This is a genomic window from Clostridium sp. CTA-17 (genome assembly GCF_054767895.1).
Window position 1 is genome coordinate 358,044 of record NZ_BAAABF010000001.1, and the last position, 21,168, is coordinate 379,211.

The 21,168-nt window shown below is 26.0% G+C and carries 16 protein-coding genes and 1 pseudogene; 12 read left to right on the plus strand and 5 right to left on the minus strand.

Annotated features, from left to right (window positions below; translation table 11 throughout):
* Positions 1-217: 217 nt before the first annotated feature.
* The 5 genes from ACYUCG_RS01525 (at position 218) to ACYUCG_RS01545 (ending at position 4,775) form a co-directional block, all read left to right on the plus strand.
* Complete coding sequence (locus ACYUCG_RS01525; protein ID WP_460267916.1) at positions 218-1,993, plus strand: aminopeptidase P family protein; 1,776 nt, start codon at positions 218-220, stop codon at positions 1,991-1,993.
* Positions 1,994-2,118: 125 nt separating this feature from the next.
* Positions 2,119-2,601 carry a hypothetical protein gene (locus ACYUCG_RS01530; RefSeq protein WP_060795657.1) on the plus strand — a complete coding sequence of 161 codons (483 nt, stop codon included), beginning with the start codon at positions 2,119-2,121 and terminating at the stop codon, positions 2,599-2,601.
* A gap of 161 nt (positions 2,602-2,762) precedes the next feature.
* Positions 2,763-2,993 carry a hypothetical protein gene (locus tag ACYUCG_RS01535; protein ID WP_060795655.1) on the plus strand — a complete coding sequence of 77 codons (231 nt, stop codon included), beginning with the start codon at positions 2,763-2,765 and terminating at the stop codon, positions 2,991-2,993.
* 107 nt (positions 2,994-3,100) lie between these two features.
* A complete protein-coding gene (locus ACYUCG_RS01540; RefSeq protein WP_060795653.1) occupies positions 3,101-4,228 on the plus strand; it encodes an aminopeptidase in 1,128 nt (375 codons plus the stop codon).
* Positions 4,229-4,331: 103 nt separating this feature from the next.
* Entirely contained in the window at positions 4,332-4,775 is a 444-nt protein-coding gene (locus ACYUCG_RS01545; protein WP_460267917.1) for a GNAT family N-acetyltransferase, read from the plus strand.
* A 253-nt stretch (positions 4,776-5,028) separates the two neighbouring features.
* Here the strand turns inward: ACYUCG_RS01545 and ACYUCG_RS01550 are convergent.
* Positions 5,029-5,700: pseudogene (locus tag ACYUCG_RS01550) on the minus strand (HAD hydrolase family protein).
* A gap of 306 nt (positions 5,701-6,006) precedes the next feature.
* Between ACYUCG_RS01550 and ACYUCG_RS01555 the strand changes: the two are divergent.
* The 5 genes from ACYUCG_RS01555 to ACYUCG_RS01575 all read left to right on the plus strand — a co-directional run bounded on the left by ACYUCG_RS01555 (position 6,007) and on the right by ACYUCG_RS01575 (position 13,520).
* Entirely contained in the window at positions 6,007-6,945 is a 939-nt protein-coding gene (locus ACYUCG_RS01555) for an FAD:protein FMN transferase (protein ID WP_283679118.1), read from the plus strand.
* Positions 6,945-7,337 (plus strand): FMN-binding protein, encoded by a 393-nt coding sequence (locus tag ACYUCG_RS01560; protein WP_283679125.1) that lies wholly within the window; start codon positions 6,945-6,947, stop codon positions 7,335-7,337. The genes ACYUCG_RS01555 and ACYUCG_RS01560 overlap by 1 nt, the downstream gene beginning before the upstream one ends.
* An 11-nt stretch (positions 7,338-7,348) precedes the next feature.
* Positions 7,349-11,140 carry an FMN-binding protein gene (locus tag ACYUCG_RS01565; protein WP_283679137.1) on the plus strand — a complete coding sequence of 1,264 codons (3,792 nt, stop codon included), beginning with the start codon at positions 7,349-7,351 and terminating at the stop codon, positions 11,138-11,140.
* A 250-nt stretch (positions 11,141-11,390) separates the two neighbouring features.
* The gene (locus ACYUCG_RS01570) at positions 11,391-12,842 is read left to right on the plus strand and encodes an oligosaccharide flippase family protein (RefSeq protein ID WP_460267918.1); all 1,452 of its coding nucleotides are present in this window, start codon (positions 11,391-11,393) and stop codon (positions 12,840-12,842) included.
* A 12-nt stretch (positions 12,843-12,854) separates the two neighbouring features.
* On the plus strand, positions 12,855-13,520 hold the full coding sequence (locus ACYUCG_RS01575; RefSeq protein ID WP_283679157.1) for a CPBP family intramembrane glutamic endopeptidase: 666 nt from the start codon (positions 12,855-12,857) through the stop codon (positions 13,518-13,520).
* A gap of 222 nt (positions 13,521-13,742) precedes the next feature.
* Here ACYUCG_RS01575 and ACYUCG_RS01580 read toward each other — a convergent pair whose 3' ends face one another.
* Positions 13,743-14,408 carry a YitT family protein gene (locus tag ACYUCG_RS01580; protein WP_460267919.1) on the minus strand — a complete coding sequence of 222 codons (666 nt, stop codon included), beginning with the start codon at positions 14,406-14,408 and terminating at the stop codon, positions 13,743-13,745.
* 471 nt (positions 14,409-14,879) lie between these two features.
* Here ACYUCG_RS01580 and ACYUCG_RS01585 point away from each other — a divergent pair, with 471 nt between their 5' ends.
* On the plus strand, positions 14,880-15,419 hold the full coding sequence (locus ACYUCG_RS01585) for a GNAT family N-acetyltransferase (protein ID WP_283679162.1): 540 nt from the start codon (positions 14,880-14,882) through the stop codon (positions 15,417-15,419).
* 190 nt (positions 15,420-15,609) lie between these two features.
* Here ACYUCG_RS01585 and ACYUCG_RS01590 read toward each other — a convergent pair whose 3' ends face one another.
* Positions 15,610-16,368, minus strand: coding sequence for a DUF1189 domain-containing protein (locus ACYUCG_RS01590; protein ID WP_460267920.1), 759 nt, complete (start codon positions 16,366-16,368; stop codon positions 15,610-15,612).
* Positions 16,369-16,563: 195 nt separating this feature from the next.
* On the opposite strand from ACYUCG_RS01590, the gene ACYUCG_RS01595 reads away from it, so the two are divergent.
* Positions 16,564-20,454 carry a beta-N-acetylglucosaminidase domain-containing protein gene (locus tag ACYUCG_RS01595; protein ID WP_460267922.1) on the plus strand — a complete coding sequence of 1,297 codons (3,891 nt, stop codon included), beginning with the start codon at positions 16,564-16,566 and terminating at the stop codon, positions 20,452-20,454.
* 164 nt (positions 20,455-20,618) lie between these two features.
* Here ACYUCG_RS01595 and ACYUCG_RS01600 read toward each other — a convergent pair whose 3' ends face one another.
* Together ACYUCG_RS01600 and ACYUCG_RS01605 are read right to left on the minus strand one after the other, a co-directional pair.
* Positions 20,619-20,759, minus strand: a complete 141-nt coding sequence (locus ACYUCG_RS01600; RefSeq protein ID WP_003461987.1) for a hypothetical protein — start codon at positions 20,757-20,759, stop codon at positions 20,619-20,621.
* 15 nt (positions 20,760-20,774) lie between these two features.
* A complete protein-coding gene (locus ACYUCG_RS01605; RefSeq protein WP_003453892.1) occupies positions 20,775-21,095 on the minus strand; it encodes a heavy metal-binding domain-containing protein in 321 nt (106 codons plus the stop codon).
* Positions 21,096-21,168: the final 73 nt, after the last annotated feature.

Consider the following 21,168-nt stretch of genomic DNA (forward strand, 5'->3'; position numbering starts at 1 on the left):
TGTTTTATATTGTAATTTTATAAGGAAATATGTAATTTTTTAAGATGTATTATTAATAGTATTAATAAGTTATACTTATAAACTTAATTAATTTTTATTAATTGGTATTTTTAGGAGAATATTTTTATGTTACTATTATTGAAAGCAGAAAATTAAATTGAGGTTTGAAAAGTTAAATCAAATTAGCAATTTAGATTTAAAAGAGGGGGCTATAGTTATGAAAGTGACTGAAAGATTAGAAAGATTAAGAAAAATCATGAAAGATAAAGGAATTGATTATTATATAATTCCTAGTGGGGATGCTCACCAAAGTGAATATGTATGTGAGTATTACAGGGGAAGAGCATATATGTCAGGTTTTACAGGATCAGCAGGAACTTTACTTGTTGGATTAGAAAAGGGGATTTTGTGGACTGATGGTAGATATTTTATACAAGCATTAGAGGAGTTAAAAGGTTCTGGAATTGAAATGTTTAAAATGAGAATTCCAGGATGGCCAAATTTATTAGAATGGCTTAAAGAAAATGCAAAGGCAGGAGAAACTATTGCTTTTGATGGTAAGGTATTTTCAGTAGGAGAGTATAAAGATTTTAAAAAGTTAGAGAAAGAAAATAAGGTTAATATAAAAATAGATGAGGACCTTTTAGATGAAGTTTGGAAAGAGAGACCAGCTCTTCCTGAGGAAAAGGCATTTTTACATGAAGTTAAGTATTGTGGAAAAAGTGCTAAAGAAAAATTAAGAGAAGTTAGAGAGGAAATGAAAAAGCTAGGCGCTAATAATTATATTATAGCTTCATTAGATGATATAGCTTGGCTTTATAATATTAGAGGAAATGATATTAAATGTAATCCTGTAGTTTTGAGCTATGCCTTAGTTAAAGAAAATGAAGCATATCTTTATTTAGATAAGTCAAAGTTCACTGCTAAAATGGAGAAAGAACTTTTAAATGAAGGGGTAACTTTAAAATCATATGATGAAATAGGAAATGCTATTAGCAATTTAGAAGGGAAGATTTTAATTGATCCAAACAAGACAAGTGCTTATTTATACGAGTGCATTAAGGATAAAAATAATATTGTGGAATTTGGAAACATAACAACTAAGTTTAAGGCTATTAAGAATGAAGTTGAATTAGATAACTTAAGAAAGTGTCAAGTTAGAGATGGAGTAGCCATGGTTAAATTTATGAAATGGCTTAAGGATAACATTGGGAAGATAGAAATAAGTGAAATGTCAGCTTCAGATAAATTAGAAGAGCTTAGAAGTTTAGGTGAGTTATTTAAAGGAATTAGTTTTGAAACTATAGCAGGGCATAAAGAACATGGCGCTATGATGCATTATTCAGCAACTCCAGAGAGTGATTACACTCTAGAACCAATAGGATTTTTATTAATAGATTCAGGTGGACAATACTTAGATGGAACTACAGATATAACAAGAACCTTTGTTTTAGGAGAATTAACTGAGGAAGAGAGAAAAGATTATACTCTAGTTTTAAAAGGGCATATAGGCCTTATGAGAGCTAAATTCTTAAAGGGAACAACTGGATCAGCCCTTGATATAAAAGCTAGAGAACCATTATGGAATGAAGGAATTGATTATAAATGTGGAACAGGACATGGAGTTGGATTTTTCTTAAATGTCCATGAAGGACCACAAAGCATAAGTCCAGTACCAAATAAGGTAGCTTTAGAACCAGGAATGATAATAACTAATGAACCTGGAGTTTATAGAGAAGGAAAACATGGAATAAGAACAGAGAATACAATGGTAGTTATTAAAGATACTTCTTCAGAAGAGTTTGGAGAATTTTATAAGTTTGAAACTATTTCACTTTGTCCAATAGACTTAGCAGGATTAGATATAAGGTTATTAAATGAAGAGGAAAAGGCTTGGCTAAATAATTATCATAAAAAGGTTTATGATTTATTATCACCATATTTAGATGAAGAGGAAAAAGAATTCCTAAAGAATGAAACAAGAGAAATATAATTTAAAATATGATATGATTAACTGAAATCTTGGTATATCTATATAGGGTTATATTAAATTATTGATTAATACTTTTAGGATGAAGAAAATTTTCATAGACATATTATATCTTAAGGAGAATTTTTATGAAGAACTTTAATGAGGTGGGAAAAATAACACTTGCTTATTTTATCTCAACTATAGTATATATGATTGTATTAAATTTGGTTGTTAAGGATGAATTAATTACAACAAGGGAGTCATTAAGAGTAGAATGGGTAGGTACATTGGCTTTTAGTTTAGTATTATTGTTATTAGTATGGATATTTAAGATGAAATTTAAAACATTTTTAATTTTCTTGGGAATTATTTTTCTACTATTTATACCTTTAACAATAAATAGAGAGTCTATTTGGAATTCTTTATGGAGTACACCAGATACACCGGTTTTTATATATTTAACATCGCTATCTTTGTTAACAACATTACCTTTTCATGGTTTAATATGGTCATTAACTGGATATAGGTGTTTAGATCTTTTAAATATTATATTTCCAAGCTACTTAATTATTATGGGTATTCTAGGATATATAATAACAAAAATTAGAGGTTTGATTAAAAAAGAATAGAGTTAATATTAATTTAAGAAATTTATTATATAGTTTCATAAAAAGAAGATGGAATAATTATTCCATCTTCTTTTGTATTTATATAGTTTTCAAACTTTTAGAGGAGTATAATAAAATTAATAGATAAAACTTATGAGATAGACATAACTGGAGGAAGTTTTATGGAGAGAGAAAAAGGTCTGGCTAAAGGAAAGATTTTATCTAAAAAGAAAACAAAAGTATTATTTGTATTAAATATTATTCTTTCTGTAATAATGGCAATATTAATTTTAAAGAAAATATATGATAGAAATTACTCTAATATTATAGGACTTTTAACACCTTTAATTATTATTACTTATAATTTTTATTTTTTAAATTTAAATATTAAAGAAAGAAAAAGATTAGGATGAGATCAGAAAACTAGTTTTAAAAATTTATTGTTCTTAATAAAAATAATAAATAAAAATAGAATTTAGAAATTAAAATACATAAACTTGTATGTTTAGGAGGAATATATATGGCAGATCAAAGATTAAATAAGTTAGCTAAACTGCTTGTAAATTATTCAACAGGAGTTAAGGAAGGGGATTTTGTTTTTGTATCTTGTAATGAGGTTGCAAATCCTTGGCTTACTGAAGTAGTAAAGGAAGCTACTAAAGCAGGAGCTCATGTTGAGTATATTTTAGAATCAGAAGAAGCTAAAGAGGCAAGACTTAAATTTTCTACAAAAGAGCAGCTATTATCAGGTAACTTAATAATGGAAACTATGCTTGAAAAGGCAGATGTTTGGTTAAGTGCATGGGGAGCTAGGAATACTAGAGCTTTTAGCAATATAGATTCAGAAAAAATAAAAGATAGCAGAGCTGGAGAAAAGGGATGGAGAAAATTCTATTCAGGAAGAATGGGAGATGGCTCTTTAAGATGGTGTGGAACTCAATTTCCTACATATGCAGATGCGCAGGAAGCTTCAATGAGTTTTAGTGAATATGAAGATTTTGTTTATGGAGCAGGGCTTTTAGACCATGAAGATCCTGTGGAAGAATGGAATAGAGTAAGCGCAGAGCAGGAAAGATGGGTTAGATATTTAGATACTAAAAAAGAACTTCATATTTTAGCAGAAGGAACTGATATTAAGGTTTCAGTAGAAGGAAGAAAGTGGATAAATTGTGATGGTAGAGTAAACTTCCCAGATGGCGAAATATTTACATCACCAGTTGAAAATAAGATAAATGGACACATTACTTTTTCATTCCCAGGTATTTATGCAGGAAAGGAAATAGAAGGGATAGAGCTTGAAGTTAAAGATGGTAAAGTTGTTTCATATAAAGCTAAAAAAGGAGAAGATTTATTAAAGGCTTTATTAGAAACTGATGAAGGAGCAAGCCACTTTGGAGAAGTAGCTATAGGTACAAACTATGGAATTAAGAAGTTTACTAGAAATATGCTATTTGATGAGAAAATAGGAGGAACAGTTCATATGGCTATAGGAGATTCTATGCCAGAGGCTGGTGGTAAAAATAAATCATCACTTCATTGGGACATGCTTTGTGACATGAGAAATGGTGGAAGAATATATGCAGATGGAGAGCTTTTCTATGAAAATGGAGAGTTTAAAAAAGAAATATTAGAAAAATATAATCTTTAATATTATATATAAATTATAGAATAATAATTAAATTAGGGGATGAAGAAACTCATCTCCTAATTTAATTCTAGTTGAATTTTAAAATAATAGGAGAATAAGAATTATGAGTAATGTATATGAGTTTAAAAAAGAAGATTTAAATGAATGTGCTGAGCTTTTTGTTAAAACATTTAGTAAGGAACCGTGGAATGAACCTTGGAATTTTGAAAGTGCAAAAAAAAGACTTAATGATGTAGTTTTAACTCCAGGCTTTAGGGGAGCTGTTTTAAGAAATGATGAAAAAATAGAAGGCGTTATTTTAGGAAATTTAGAACAATGGTATGATGGAGAGCATTTTTGTGTTAAGGAATTTTTTGTGGATTCAAGTTCACAGGGGAAAGGAACAGGAAAAAAACTTTTAAACGCTTTAGAAAATATACTTATGGAAAAGGAAGTAGGATTAATTCACTTTTGGACTATGAAAGGAAGCACAGCTGAAGTTTTTTATAATAAGAGAGGGTATGAAATTCCAAAGGAATTAATAATGATGAGAAAAAAGTTAAAATAATACATGGTTTTTAAAATAATAAAATTCTAAATGATTTATACAACAAATTCACTTGAAGGATTTGATAGGTAATTGAGAAAATTTATTCGGTATTAGTATGTAAATAAAGAAAATTATAAAAATATAACTGGAAATAAAATTTCCAGTTATATAACTTATATAGAATATTAACTTATACAAATTATTCTACATTTTAAATAGTTTATAAAATTTTGATTGAATATCTATTTTAATAAATATTTTTCAATTGCTTCTACGCATCCATCATTGTCATGTCTGAAACAATAACATCCGCTAAGTTTTTAATATCATCATTGGTATTTGCCATAGCAATAGATAATCCAGCTTTTTTCATAGCTCCTTTGTCATTATCAGCATCTCCAACTACAATTGTTTTTGATAATGGAATATCAAGAAATTCACATAGTTGTTCTAAACCTATTCCCTTATCAATTCCTTTTGCTGAAATTTCTAAAGAGTTTTTTTCTGAATTAGCCATTTCTACTTCTAAACCACTTTCTAATATTATTTGCTTAGTATTATTTCTTGAATCAGGTGATGTATGATAAATATTAAGTTTTTCTATTGGGAAAGCATTCTCATTGTATTGTTTACACAAATCATCCTATTTAATTGTTACTTTTTTATACATGTCTTGATAAACACTCATATGGTAAGCATCCCTTTTATCAAGATTATACTTTTGAATAATAGACTCTCATGTTAATAAGTGAACCATATCATCTTCATAAGAAGCAATATCTATCAATTTTTGTATTGTTTTTACATCTAAAGTCTTAGTATATATTTTTTCTCTTTTTCTATCATAAACAAGTGCACCAGATACACAATTAAGATATTGTATGTCATCTAAAACTTCAAAATATTCATTTAGCTCTGCAGTACATCTTCTAGTAATTAATATTACTGTTTTTCATTGATTTATAGCTTTTTTTATAGGTAGTACACTTTTTTTAGAAATTTTTTTATCACTGTTTAATAATGTTCCATACATATAAAATGCTATTAATTCGCATTCACCTATTTTTTCATTCTTTAAAATATTTGAGTATAGTATTATTGCACCGCAAATTTATTTCTTCTTAGATTTTGGAAAATGGAATAATAGTTAATTTATTAATTATTTGACAAATATAAATTTTGATAGTAATATTGTTATTGAAATTGATATTCAATATCAATTTCAATATTTATTTAATGGAGGTTTTAAATGGAAAAAGAATCGATTTTAAATAATAATTTTTTTATGCAGGGATTTTATTTTGATACAATCGTAGAAATTAGAATATCTTGTTGCTTGAATAAAGGTAAAAATATATTACATAAATCTTTTGACTTATGTAAATATTATGAAGAACTTCTTAGTAAAACTAAAAAGGGTAGTGATATTTACAATATAAATAATAATGTTGAAAAAGGTTTTAATGTTAATAATGAAACACTAAGCATAATAAATAGAAGTTTGTATTATAGTGAACTTTCTAATGGAAATTTTGATATTAGCATTCAACCACTTTTAAAACTTTGGAATTTTAAAAGTGAAAAAAAAAGTATTCCTAGTCAAAAAGATATTGATGAATGTTTAAAATTGGTAAATTATAAAAATATATTGATTGATAGAAATAATATTAAGCTTAGAAAAAAGGGAATGTCAATAGATTTAGGAGGTATTGCTAAAGGATATATAGCAAATAAAATAAAAGAGTATTTAATTTCAGAAGGTGTAAATAGTGGAATAATAAATTTAGGCGGCAATGTGTTATGCATAGGAAAAAAAGAGAATGGAGAAAGTTTTAAAGTTGGCATTCAAAAGCCTTTCTCAGAAAGAGGAGAAGTATTAGGTGTTTTAGAAATATGTGATAAATCAGTTGTTTCTTCAGGAATATATGAGAGATTTTTTAAAAAAGATAACAAGGTATATCATCACATAATAAATCCTAAAAATGGGAAACCCTTTGAAAATGATTTGGTTCAAGTAACTATAATATCTGATGATTCAATGGATGGTGATGCATTAAGTACAATAGCATTATCATTTGGTGAAAAAGAGGGTATGAATCTTATAAATTCTATAGATGGGGTAGAAGGTATTTTTATAAATAAGAATGGAAATATAAGATTTACTAAAAATTTTGAAGGAGTGTTTTAATGAATAAAAAAATTATTTTTTTTATAGGTACTATCGTTTTAGTATCAGTACTTTCTGCGTGTTCCAAAAACGAATTTAATGTAAAAGAAAGTAAAAATGAAAAGTCTAGTATTACTGTTAATTCAGTTAATTTTAAAGATGGAATTTTTAAGGGGGAAGGAGAAGGATTTAATGGGAAAACTAATGTATTGGTTGAAGTGCAGAATGGAAAAATTAAAAGGGTAGATGTTCTAAGCTCTGGAGATGATGAAAGCTATTTAAATGAAGCTAAAAATTTGATACCCACAATAATTGAAAAACAAAGTCTAAATGTTGATTCAATAAGTGGTGCTACTTTTAGTTCGAAGGGGATAATTTCAGCTGTGGAAAATGCATTGAAAAATGCTAAATAGGAGGAGTATTTATGAAAAAAAAATCAAAAATAATTGCTGGTGGGATTCTTATTACAAGTGCAATTGGTGCAACTACTTTTGCAATAATGGATCCTTACAATATACTCAATAAAAAGAATGTGGAAGTTCCAGAAAAAAGTTTAAAACTTACAGAAAATAATGACAAAAATAAAGATGATATTGATAGTAAAAAAGAATTGGATAATATAAATTTAAATGGGATAAAAGATGGAACATATTTAGGAACTTCAAAAGGATATGGTGGAGATATTAAGGTAAAGGTTACTATAGAGAATGGTAAAATTAAAAATATTGAAGTAGTTTCTCATTCAGAAACACCCAACTACTATGAAAATGGCAAGCAAATTATTGATAGTATTATAAAAGAGAATTCTATTAATGTAGATGCTATTTCAGGAGCAACTTTAACTTCTAATGGAATAAAAAATGCTGTTAAAGATGCTTTATCTAAAGCAGGCTTTAATATAGATGCAAATAATAAAGAAACTAGCTCATCTAAGAATAGTAGCAAAACTAGTGGTTTAAAAGCTAATAATATTACTGAAAATATTAAGAGGATAGACTTAAAAGAATATAAGCTTAAAGATGGAGAATACATAGGGGAAGCAATAGGATTTAAAGGAAATGTGAAAGTAAAAGTTATAATAAATGCTGGTAAGCTATCTGATGTTAAAATAATTAGTCATAATGATGATGATGAGTTTTTCAATAAAGCAAAAGGTGTAATCATTAAGATATTGAAAAATCAAGGGACTGTTGGAGTAGATACGATTTCTGGAGCAACTTATTCAAGCAGAGGAATATTAAATGCCGTTAATTCAGCTTTAAATAAAGTGGGTAAGGAGAATTATGGTATATTTGATACGATTAAAGTTTCTAAAAGCAACAATATACCTGAAAAGAATAATACTACACCAATTAATATAAAACATATTATTAAAGATGCATTAAATAAAGTTAGTATAGGGATGAATCAAAATAAGAATAGTAATAACTTCTTAGAGGGACATAAGTTTAAAGATGGAGAATATACAGGGGAGGCAGAAGGATTTAAAGGAAATGTAAAAGTAAAAACTATAATAAAAAATAGTACATTAGTAAATATTGAAATAATTAATCACAATGATGATGATGAGTTTTTCAATAATGCTAGGAGATTAATATTTAAAATATTAAAAAATCAAGGCACAACTGGCGTTGATATAGTTTCTGGAGCAACTTATTCGAGTAGAGGAATATTAAATGCTGTGGATGAAGCCTTAAATAAAGCTAAATCTCAAGATTATATAGTTTCTAATACAACTAACCTTTCTGAAAATAAAAATACATCTGAAAAAAATAATGAAAATTTAAATAATAAGCCTAAAGATAGTATAAAAGAATCTAAGGATACTGTAGAAGAATCAAATAATAAAGTGAATTTAGACAATAATGAACTTAATTACTTAGATGGAAAGTATGTAGGAGTAGGAGCAGGTTTTACTAATAAACCTATTAAATCTGAAGTAATATTTGAAAATAATAAAATAAAGAATATAAATGTTGCAACAAAAGAATCAGGTGATTATGGTGATGATTCTGGATTCTTTAGAAAGACTGCTATAAAAATAGTACCTTTCCTACAGAATAATCCAAAGGAAACAATTAATATTTTATTACTTCATGATGAAATATTAGATAAAATTTTTAAATCAGATAATTATTATGAGAAAGGAAAAGAGTTAATAGGAGATTTTGCTGAAAGTTTAAATGAATTACCTAAAAATTCTAGAGAAGAAATAAAACTTAATAAAATTTCTTCATGTGTAAAGGAGTATTTAAAAGACACTAAGAAAACTAATATTCTTGATGTAGTCTCTGGAGCTACATATAGTGCTAAAGGAATAGCAAGATCAGTGCAGGATGCTATGAATAAATCAGCTAACGATTTTAAAACAGGAAATATTATTAATAATTTAGAAATAAAAATACCTAATAATAAACGTATAGAAGCAAATATAAAAGAAAAATTAGACTTATCTAATTTAAAAATAATTATATCAATGAAAAATGGAACAAAAGAAGAAATAGGGTATGATAAGTTTAAAGAAAATGATATAGAAATTTTTGATAGAAATACAGGACAAGCTATATATCATGGGATGAGTTTAAGTAAACGTCAAGCGTATCATGGTATTTATGCTGTAATAAAACATAAAAAATCTTTATACAAAGATGAACTTCTAATAATTCCACAAAATATTGATAAAAATTATATAACTGGGATAGAATATAGCCTAGATGAGGGAAATTCATGGAATAGATTTAGTGATATAAAGAAATATAAAGATAATATTAATTTTGCACAAGATTTAAAACTTTCTAAGAAGCATGAAGGAAAAAACTTATTACTAAGATTAATTTCAATTAATAATGATGTATATTTACTAAAACCAGATGATAGACATGAATCATTAAAAGCTGATAGTACGGAGTATTATTTAAAAGTAAGCGATAAAGATAGAGCTAGTAATATTAATATTCCAAGCACTTTAAGAATTAATTTTAAATTTGCAGAAGATACACATGAAGAAGATACAACTGATTTAGAAAAAGAAAATAATAATGTATCTGACAATAATCCTAAAGTAGATTTTGAATTACCTATTGATAAAAATATTAAGTATTTAGACGGTAGTTATAATGGTATTGGTTATGGATTTACAGGTAAACCCATTAAGTCTGAAGTAGTATTGGTAAATAATAAAATAAGGAGCATAAATGTTGCAACAAGAGAGTCTGGTGATTATGGTGATGATGGTGAATTTTTTAGAAATAAAGCTATGGAAATAGTACCTTATTTAAAAGAAAATCCTCAAAAAACAATTAATGATTTGTTACTTCATGATAGAATAATTGATGAAATTTTAAAATCAGATAACTATTATGAAAAAGGAAAAGAATTAATAGGAAACTATGCCGAAAAATTAAAGAATATTTCAAATGAGGATTCAAGTGAAGATAAGCGTGGTAAAATTTATTTATGTGTAAAGGAATATTTAAAAGAATATAAAAAAATCAATCTTTTTGATGTAGTATCTGGTGCTACATATAGTGCTAAAGGAATAGCAAGATCAGTTCAAGATGCTATGGATAAATCAGCTAACGATTTTAAAACAGGAAATGTTATTAATAATTTAGAAATAAAAACACCTAATAATAAAAGTATGGAAGTAAATATAAAAGAAAAATTAGACTTATCTAATTTAAAAGTAATTATATCAATGAAAAATGGAACAAAAGAAGAAATAGGATATGATAAATTTAAAGAAAATGATATAGAAATTTATGATAAAAATACAAAAAAGCCTATTTGTAACGGAATGGATTTAAGTGGATACGAACTATATCATGGTATTGATTGTATTATTGAGCATAAAAAATCTTTATATAAAGATAAACTTTTAATAATCCCTAGAAATATTGATAAAAATTATATAACTGGAATAGAGTATAGCATTGATGAAGGAAAGAATTGGAATAAATTTGATAGTCTAGAAAAGTATAAAAATAATATTAATTTTAAACAAGAATTAAAAATTTCAAAAGAATATGAAGGTAAAAAGATATTACTTAGATTAGTATCAGATAACAACACAACTTATTCATTACATCCAGATGAAGAAGATGTAACACTAAAAGTCGATGATAAAGAAGAATATTATTTAGAAGTAAATACTGAAGATAAAAAAAATAATAACAATATACCTACTTTATTAAGAGTAAAGTTTAAATTTATATAAAATAATATTAATTATTCATTTAAATATTAAAAAATCAATATAAATTTATATTTGAAAAGAGTAGTTAAATTTTTGAATTAATAGCTACTCTTTTTATTATATTTAAGAACAACTTATAAAATATTCTTAATATAACCTTAAAAATAATTTGACTTTATTGAATTAATGAAGTATATATGATATTTTTTATAATATTAAAATAAAGAGTAAAAAATTATTATAAAAATAGACTTATTTATTAGGAGAATTTATGAATAGTTCATTATCAAGAAATATAATATTTAAGTTTTTATTAAATACTTTTAATGTTGTGATACCAATAATTATAGGACCATACACACTTAGAATTTTTGGGCCAGACTTAATTGGAGTAATAAATTATTCTCAAACAATATATGGATATTTTTTTATATTTGCTGGGTTTGGAGTTTATCAATATGGGTTAAGAGAAATAAGTAGAGTTAGAGATGATAAAAAAAAGTTATCACAAATTTATACTAATTTATTTACTCTAACTTTTATAACAAATATATTAACAACTATTTCATATATAATATTTGTTCAAATAAATTATTATGGAACAGAAATTTATGTTGTATGTATGATACTAACTTTTAATTTATTAGCCAATATCTTTTATACTGAATGGATGAATGAGGGATTAGAAAATTATGATTTTATAACGATAAAAACAATCATAATTAGAATTATTTATGTAATCTTCTTATTTATACTTGTTAGAAGTGCAAATAATTTAAAAGAATATATTATTCTTTTATCTTTATCAATATTTTTAAATAATATTATAAGTTATATATACATAAGAAAAAAAATACCTTTTGATTTTTCTGATTTAAAATTATTTAAATATATAAAACCTATGTTTTTAGTAGTTATATTGTCTAATGCTAATATTTTATATACACAACTTGATAAATATTTTATTGGTAAATATATAGGTATGGATTCAGTGGCTTATTATACAACAGCGCAAAATATAAGTAATATAATAAATACTTTATTACTTACAGTTATTTATGCAACTATTCCAAGATTATCAAATTATATAGCAAATGATGGGAATGATAAATATACAATCTTATTAGATAAAATTTCAAGGTTGTATTTTTTAATTCTTTTTCCTGCATCTATTGGAATGTTTGTTTTAGCAAAAGAAATAATACTTATTTATGGTGGACATAAATATTTATATGCTATTCCAATACTTAAAGCTTTTGCTATATATATAATTACTATAGGAATTGAAACTATTTTAGTTAATCAAATTATATATATAAAAGGGAAAGAAAAGGAACAAGTAAAAATAACATTTATAGGTGGTTTTGTAAATTTAATTTTAAATATATTATTAATTTGTACAAACCATTTTAATGAAATAAATGCAATTATAACAACATTATTTGCTAATATAGTTGTTATTTCACTAGAATATTTTTATATAAGATTTATCATAAAATTAAGTTTCAATATTTTTAGTTTAGATAAGACAAAATATTTAATTATTTCATTCTTATTTATACCTATAACATGCTTTTTAAGTAAATTTATAACAAATATTACGTTTTTCACTTTAACAGTAATAGTTATAAATTCATTAATTTATTTTTTTATTTTATTAATTATTAAAGATAGTTGTTTATTAGAAATAATAAATAGACTTAAAATAAAAAATAGAATTTAAAAGGAGGATTTTATGAAAAGATATAAAAATTTTATTTTTATTTTTATTTATGTACTTTTAGTAGTAATTTATCCTAAAACTCCATTTCTAGAAATAATATTTAAAAATAGTGAAGTATTAACAAAAGCATCTTTGTATAGCTTCTTTTTAATACATATTGTTTTATTTTTATGTGGAGTATATCTGTATAAAGATAACTATATACAAGGTTTCTTAAAAGTGAAAGAAAAGCCATTAAAATTTTTATTATTTTTAGTAATAGGTATTATAGCTATATATATATCAAACGTAGTTTTTGATATCTTTATAAAAGAACAGGGTAGTAATCAAGAAGCATTAATGTCTACACAAAAATATATAACTGGATTAACAGCAGTTTTTTATTATATAATAACAATAATAATAGGGCCTTTAAATGAAGAATTAATTTTTAGAAATATACTTATTGGAAAATTTAAAAAGTATATTCCAACAATGCTTACATTAGTAATATCATCAACTCTTTTTGGATTAATACATATACATTCTTCCTCAGAATTAGTTCAGGTATTACCTTACATAGGATCTGGAGTAATATTCGGATTAATATATTGGAAATCAAATTATAATTTAGTATATTCCTCTAGTGTACATATCTTAAATAATTTATTAGGTATATTAGCAATTCAATTTTCTTAATAAAAATATAAAATAATTATATATATAAAGAGTGATATTTTAAAATAGTGTTTTAAGAAATAGTAATTTAAGTTAAAGTTTAAGAAAATAATAAAAAATATAGCTGGAAATTTTATTTCCAGCTATATGACTATATAGAATATTAAATTATACAGTTTATTCTACATTCTTATTTAAACATTAATATGCTATTTTAGTATTTAATTTAAATTCTATATATCATTAAACTGTAAGAGAACCATTTTTCTCTAAAACTTCAGCTTCTTTATTTTCATCTTTAGTATCAATACCATCATTTTTGTATTCATAAATTACGCTTATTAGTTTACCACTTATACATACTGCTATTATTGAAAAGAATATTTGCTTGAAATCTAAATAAACTAAGGACATTAATAAAACAATGGCATCTGTTAACATGTAGACATGTTGTACCTTAAGAGGAGTAAATTTATTACCTAATAAGGCTATTACATCATCTCCACCAGAAGCACCACCACCACGTAATACTATTCCAGCACCAACACCGACTCCAATACCTGCTAAAACACTAGCAACTAGCATATTATTAGTAAAGTTAGGTGTTAAAAATCCTATGCTTTCCCAGAATCTATAGGATACTGAGAAGCAAAAAGTTGCAAATATTGAACATGCTAAGAATTTTTTACCAAAGAATTTAAAACCTATTGCAAATAATGAAAAGTCAATGATTAAGTTTGTTATAGATGGAGATATATCAAAAACATTTTTTACTAAAAGTAATAAGCCTAAGACTCCACCTTCTGTTACATTATTTTGATAGTTAAAATTATAGCTACCAAAGGCTAAGATGCTTGAACCTAGTGCAATTAATAAAACACTTCTCAAGATCTTCTTTTTCGATTCCAAAATATCACTCTCCTAAAATTATCGTAAGTTAACTATAAAGAAAATAGCAGACCGAATATGTCCACTATATAGAAATAAAAAATTATGAATTTTAAATTATATTTTATAGTAAATTACTGTATATTTTAATTATAATCTTAATAAATATTAAGAGCAAACCATATAAAATAAGAGTAATAAGGATTAAAGGGGCAATTCTTTAATAGAAATAAATAGTCTCTGTGGTCATCTGTTTTTCTTTAAAGTGTTCATTTTTACAACTGTTTACGAAAGATTGAAATATTGTTGTTAATAGAGAGAAAACTTCATATGAATAAATGGTTAATATATATAAATTTATTTTTATTTGAAATACTATAAAAGAGAGGAAATATATAAATTGTTCTTAAATTTAAAAATGATTATTTTATAGAAAATAGATTTGAATTTTTAAATTGTAGAATAAAACATATGAGAAGGGATGTTATATTTATGAAAGTAATTGTTAGAAAAGAGTCAGAACAAGATCACAAAACAGTTGAACTTTTAGTAGAAGAGGCCTTTAAAAATGCTGAATATAGTGATCATATGGAACATGTTTTAGTTAGTAAACTTAGAAAGGGAGAAAACTTTATTGATGGTTTATCTTTAGTGGCTGAAAAAGAAGGGGAGATAGTAGGACACATATTATTAACTAAAGCTAATATAGAAAATGAAACAGAAAAATATGAAACTTTAGCCTTAGCACCAGTTTCAGTTTTACCTAAATATCAAGGTATTGGAATTGGAGGAGAGCTTATAAGAGAAGGTATGAGAATGGCCAAGGAGCTTGGCTATAACTCAATAATAGTTTTAGGTCATGATAAATACTATCCTAAATTTGGATTTAAAAAGGCTGGAACTTGGGGAATAAAAGCTCCATTTGAAGTACCAGAAGAAAACTTTATGGCAATAGAATTAAATGAAGAAGCTTTAAAAAATATAAGCGGTGTTGTAAGATATGCCAATGAATTTTTAGTAGATAATAATTAGTAATAACTTAATGTATTTATTTAAACACTGATTAAATATTGAAATAATATTTTGTTAATCTAAAGTAAAAAATACGGTGGTTGTATAAAAATAAATTATAAGTTTTATAATTTTCTTATGCAACCACCTTGTTATTTTTATATTAAAGTTTTAAAGTGTTGTTGATTTTTATAATATTTAAAAAGTATTGTTATTTAAAATTATATTTATTTAAATAATCTATTCCAAAGTAAACATATATTATTGATACTAAAAAGCTTAATGGAAGAGTAATAAGCATATTTAAGCTTGCTAAATTTAGTAATGCTAATAATACTAAGCATGGAGTTATTCCATAAGTGTTTAGTTTCATTATTTCTCCAAAACTTACATGGTTATTTCTTATATTACATATAATTTTAGTTATTATGGCTAATATTAAGGTTGCAATGTATGAGAAAGCAATAAATACAATAACCATTAGGGATAAATAAGTGTTTCCAAAGGTTTTCTCTAAACTATTTATAGAATTTTTTAAGTCATTATCATTTAAAGATAGATTCATATTTGAATAATTAGCTTCAGTAATTTTATTATTGTCATATTTAATTATTAAAGATTCATTTCCAAAGGCAATTCCTGATTCATAATCTTTTAATAAGTCTTTTGCAGGTTCCTTATCATTTAGTACAAAGGTCCAATTTTCTTCTTGAAAAACTACAAAGTTAGAATCTTTTAGGTCTAAAACTCCATCTTTAATTTCAAAGGGAGGAATTTTATCTTCAAAGGCAGATTTTCTAGAAATTAAAAATTTATTAAGTTCAGTGTAATTTCTACTAAAAGCTAAAAGTCCTAATAAAAGAGATAAAATAAGTAAATAAAAGAATGCACTGATTCCAGAGGTTTTAATAAGTTCTTTATATCTTTTAGGAGTAAATAAACTTATATAAAATCTTTTAAATAGATTCATATAATCACCCTTTCTATTTTTTATTAGTTTGTTCATTAAATAGAAATTTATTAATACTGTTAACTTTTGTTTAATTAATTTGAAAACGATTTTAAAAGAATGTGTCGTATGTTATCATAAAAATGTATTAAATGTAAAATAAATAATAAAAAGTATTTTATAGGAATTAATATAATTAAATATTGGGGGATTTTTATGATTAAAAGGGATTTTAGAAGAAAGTTAACTATGTGCTTAGCATCTGTTATGGCTTTAAACCTTGGTATAACTGTATCGGTAAAAGCTGATGAGGGATTAAAAAATGAGATGAAAAATAATGATATTACTAAAGATATAAGTATATATCCAACTCCTAAAGATATGTCTATAGGAAATAGTGAATTTATCTTAGAGGATTCAGTTAATATAGTTGGAGGAGATTTAGCAGATACATATGCCTTTGAACTTTTGAAAAATATGTTAACTGAATTTGGCATAAAAATTAATGAATCAGAAATTGAGGGGGCTACTACTATTTATATAGGAGAGAGCGATGACAATATTGAAGAGATGGAAAATACATTAGAAGAAATGAATGTAGACACATCTTCAATAAGCAAAGATGAGGGCTATGTATTAGTAACTGATGAAAATACAGAGGGAAATAAAATAGTTATAAGAGGAAATAATGAAACAGGAACTTTTTATGGGGTAAAAAGTTTAAAGCAGTTAATTAAAAAGGAAGATAATGAGGTTAGCTTAGATGAAGTTATTATAAAAGATGAGCCGAGTTTTAAAATGAGAGCTGTAGTTGAAGGTTTCTATGGAACACCATGGTCTCAAGAGGAAAGATTGGATCAAATAAAAATGTATGGAGAATATAAAATGAATGCTTATATATACGCTCCAAAGTCAGATCCATATCATAGAGAAAAGTGGAGAGAGCCGTATCCAGCTTCTGAATTAGATAGAATGAAAGAACTTATAAAAACAGCTAATGAAAATAAGGTTGATTTTGTTTTTGCAATATCACCAGGTTTAGATATAAAGTTTGAGGGAGAAGAGGGAGAAGCAGATTTTAAAGCTTTAATAAATAAAGCTGAGACTCTATATGATATGGGAGTTAGAAGCTTTGCAATTCTTTGGGACGATATAGAAAATCGTAGTGGAGTTCAACAAGCAGAAGTTTTAAATAGATTTAATAAAGAATTTATAAAAAATAAAGAAGGTGTTAAGCCATTAATAACTGTCCCAGTAGAATATTGGGGAAGCTCAATGCTTAACGGAGAAGAGGTAAAGACATATACTAAAGAATTTGCAGAAACTTTAGATAAGGATATTGAAGTAATGTGGACAGGAAATGATGTTATTCCTCCAAATGGAGTTAGCTTAGAGGATGCAAAGAAGGTTTCAAATATATACAATAGAAAAATGATGTTATGGTGGAACTATCCTGTTAATGATTATAAAGAGGATAAAATGGCTTTAGGACCAATATATGATCTAGATAGAAATTTAGATGAGGAAGTGTCAGGATTTATAGTTAATCCTATGAGATTTTCTGATGCATCAAAGATTTCTACATTAACAGGAGCTGACTATGGATGGAATTCAATTTCATATGAAGCAGAAAAATCATGGGACAAAGCCATTGAAATTATTGCAGGAGAAATGAAAGAAGAATTTAAGATTTTTGCTAATCATTCAACTAGATTAGATACAGGAAGACCAGATTCACCAGAGATTAAAAATACTATAGATAGCTTATGGGAAAAGTGGGAAGCAGGTTCTGATATTAGTTTAGAATTAAGTAATTTACAAAATGAGTTTTCTAAAATGGTTCAGGTACCAAATAAATTAAGAAGTAATTTAGAAAATAAAGCTTTATTAAATCAATTAGATTCACACTTATCAAAGTTTGAGATTTATGGAAATGCTGGACTTAAATCCATAGAAATATTACAAGACATATTAAATAAGGATATGTCAGAGTTTTGGAGTGATAATTTTGAAGGAATAAAACTTCTTAGAAATTTAGATGGAATAAAAGCTACAATTGCTAACAATGTGGTGGATCCATTTATAAGAAAAGTCCATGAAGTTGGAAATGAATATTTCAATAAGGAAACTACTGTTTTAGAGGAGAAGGAATATTCTTATACATCAATTGGAAATATTGCTGACCATAAATATTCAGAATGGTTTATTTCTGAAGAAACGCACGTTCCAAATTATATGTTTGATGATAAAGATAATACAGGTTTCTGGTCAGCAGCACCAGTACAAAAGGATGAGTTCATAGGATTTGATTTAGGTGAAGCTGAAGAGATTAAAGATATATATCTTCTTATGGGAAGAAATAATAATGATACAGATGTTTTAACAAATGGAGTAATAGAGTATTCATTAGATGGAGAAAATTGGACAGAGTTAGAGGTTAATAAGGGAGAGAGAGAATTACTAGTTGAAACAGGAATAAAAGCTAGATTTATAAGATATAGAGCTCTTTCAGATTCTGAAAATAAGTTATATGTTAGAGATTTTAAAGTTAATACTGGAAAGAGTAAGGAAAAATTAATAGGAAATGTAGAAGTTAAAGACTCAAATATTAATAAGTCTTCAGAGGGAGAAAATGAAATTATATCTGCAAGTAATATAAATAAGATTTCCTTTGAAGAGGGAGATTCTATAGGACTTGCTATAAATGATGTTAAAAATGTAATTGGATTTGAAGTCTTAGGAGATGTAGAAAGTAATAAATTTGTATTAGAAAGTTCCTTTGATAATATAGAGTGGGAAGAAGTTTGCAATGGAACTAGCTTTAAAGATGAGACTCCTTTAGTAGGAAAGTTCTTTAGAATAAGAGCGAAGGAAAAAACTGAAGCTAATATTAATGAAATTAAGATTTCATTAGAAGGATATTCTAAGGGAATAGTTTCAACAAATAGAAGAATAAGCTCAAACGCAAATATACATCCTGATTTTGTTGCTGATAATGATTATGGTACATCTTTTGTATGCTCAGATACTATTAAAAAAGGTGACTTTGTACAATTAGATCTTGGGGTAGAAAAGAAAATTAGAGATATAAGCTTAGTTCAAGGACCAGGCGGAGATTATATGGATGGAGATATTGAGTATTCTTTAGATGGAGAAAATTGGACAAAGTTAGGTGTTGTAGAAGGAACTGATACCTTAATAAAAGATTTAGATGTAAAAGCTAGATATGTTAGAGTTATTTCAACTGGATATAAGGATCGTTGGTCAAGAGTTAGAGAATTTACTGTAAACAAAACAGTAAAAGAATTTGAGACTAAGGCTACTTCAGAGGGAACTTATACAGATAGAAGTGAGAATATAAGAGATAATAATTTAAATTCTGCATATATACCAGAAGGTGAAATTAAGAGTGGAGATTATCTTCTACGCAGAATTTTTAATGAGAGATTAGTTTCAAAAGTTACAGTTGCTCAGAGTACAGATAATTTATCAGGAGCGAAAGTTATTGGAAAGACTGTAAATGGAGAAACTTTAGACCTTGGAGTGGTAGATAAGGGATTAAATGAGCTTGTTCTTAAGAATCCAAGACAATTAGTATCTGTAAAGTTAGTGTGGGAAAAAGATGCTGGAAAGGTGGAAATCTTTGAAGTAAAACCTACCTTTGTATCTTTAGATTCCATAATTGAAGATATTAAAAATGAAATTCAGCGTGGAAAAGATGTTTTAGTTGAGCATAAAGATAAAGAAAATGAAGAAAGAACTCAGTTAGAAGAAGCATTAAAAAATATTGAGAATTTATTAAATAATAAAGCTTCAGATGATGAGATTGTAAGAGCATATGAGGATTTAACAAATAAAATAAATAACTTTATTGATTCAGAGTCAAATAAAGAAGAGAATAAGCCAAGTAAACCAGAAGGTGGAGAAAATGGTTCTGAAGGTGAAGGAGACAAAGAAGACTCTGGAGATAAGAATGAAAATGAAGATAATAAGGATGAGAATGGAAATCTTCCAAACACTGGATCACCTTTAGGAGCAGGTGAGTTAATGCTAGTAGGTGCAGCTTTGGCTACACTTGGAGGAGTAACTATTAAAAAGAAAAAGTAATTAAAAAGAAATAAAATTATTTTATAATATAGTAGCTGTATCAAAATAAGTTTTAATTTTGATACAGCTACTTATTAATAGAAATTTTTCTTATATTAAATATGCTCTTAAGAAACATATAAAATCAGTATTAAACAAAAATATAATTATACACTAAATTAAAATTAATATTTTTTATATTTTTCGTGATCAATTTTTTCACGTTTTTTTTCTTTAATTCTACTTCTAATTGTCCAAATAATTAAAATTATAGAGCCTAGGATTATAGAGCCATAAAACAAGGCAATAATTCCTAATATAATCATAAAAACACTTCCTATCTAGGCATCTTCATAAATAACTGCTGTACCATAAGCAACCATTTCAGCAGCCCCTGCAGCAAGAGAAGAAGAAACAAGTCTCATTCCTATAATAGCATTTGCACCTAAAGATTCAGCTTCATCTACCATTCTTCCTATAGCAATTTGTCTAGCTTCTGTAAGCATTTCTGTATAAGAATTCATTTCACCACCAACTAAGTTTTTAAAACTTGAAGCGATATCCTTACCTATATTTTTACATCTTACAGTACTTCCTTTAACAAGTCCTTTAACTTCTTTTATTCCTTTGCCTGGTATTGTTTCAGTTGTTAATACTAACATAATTTATACCTCCTGAAAGTATTTTTATATTTATATTTTAAATTAAAATATATTCTAAATATAAACTTAGTTA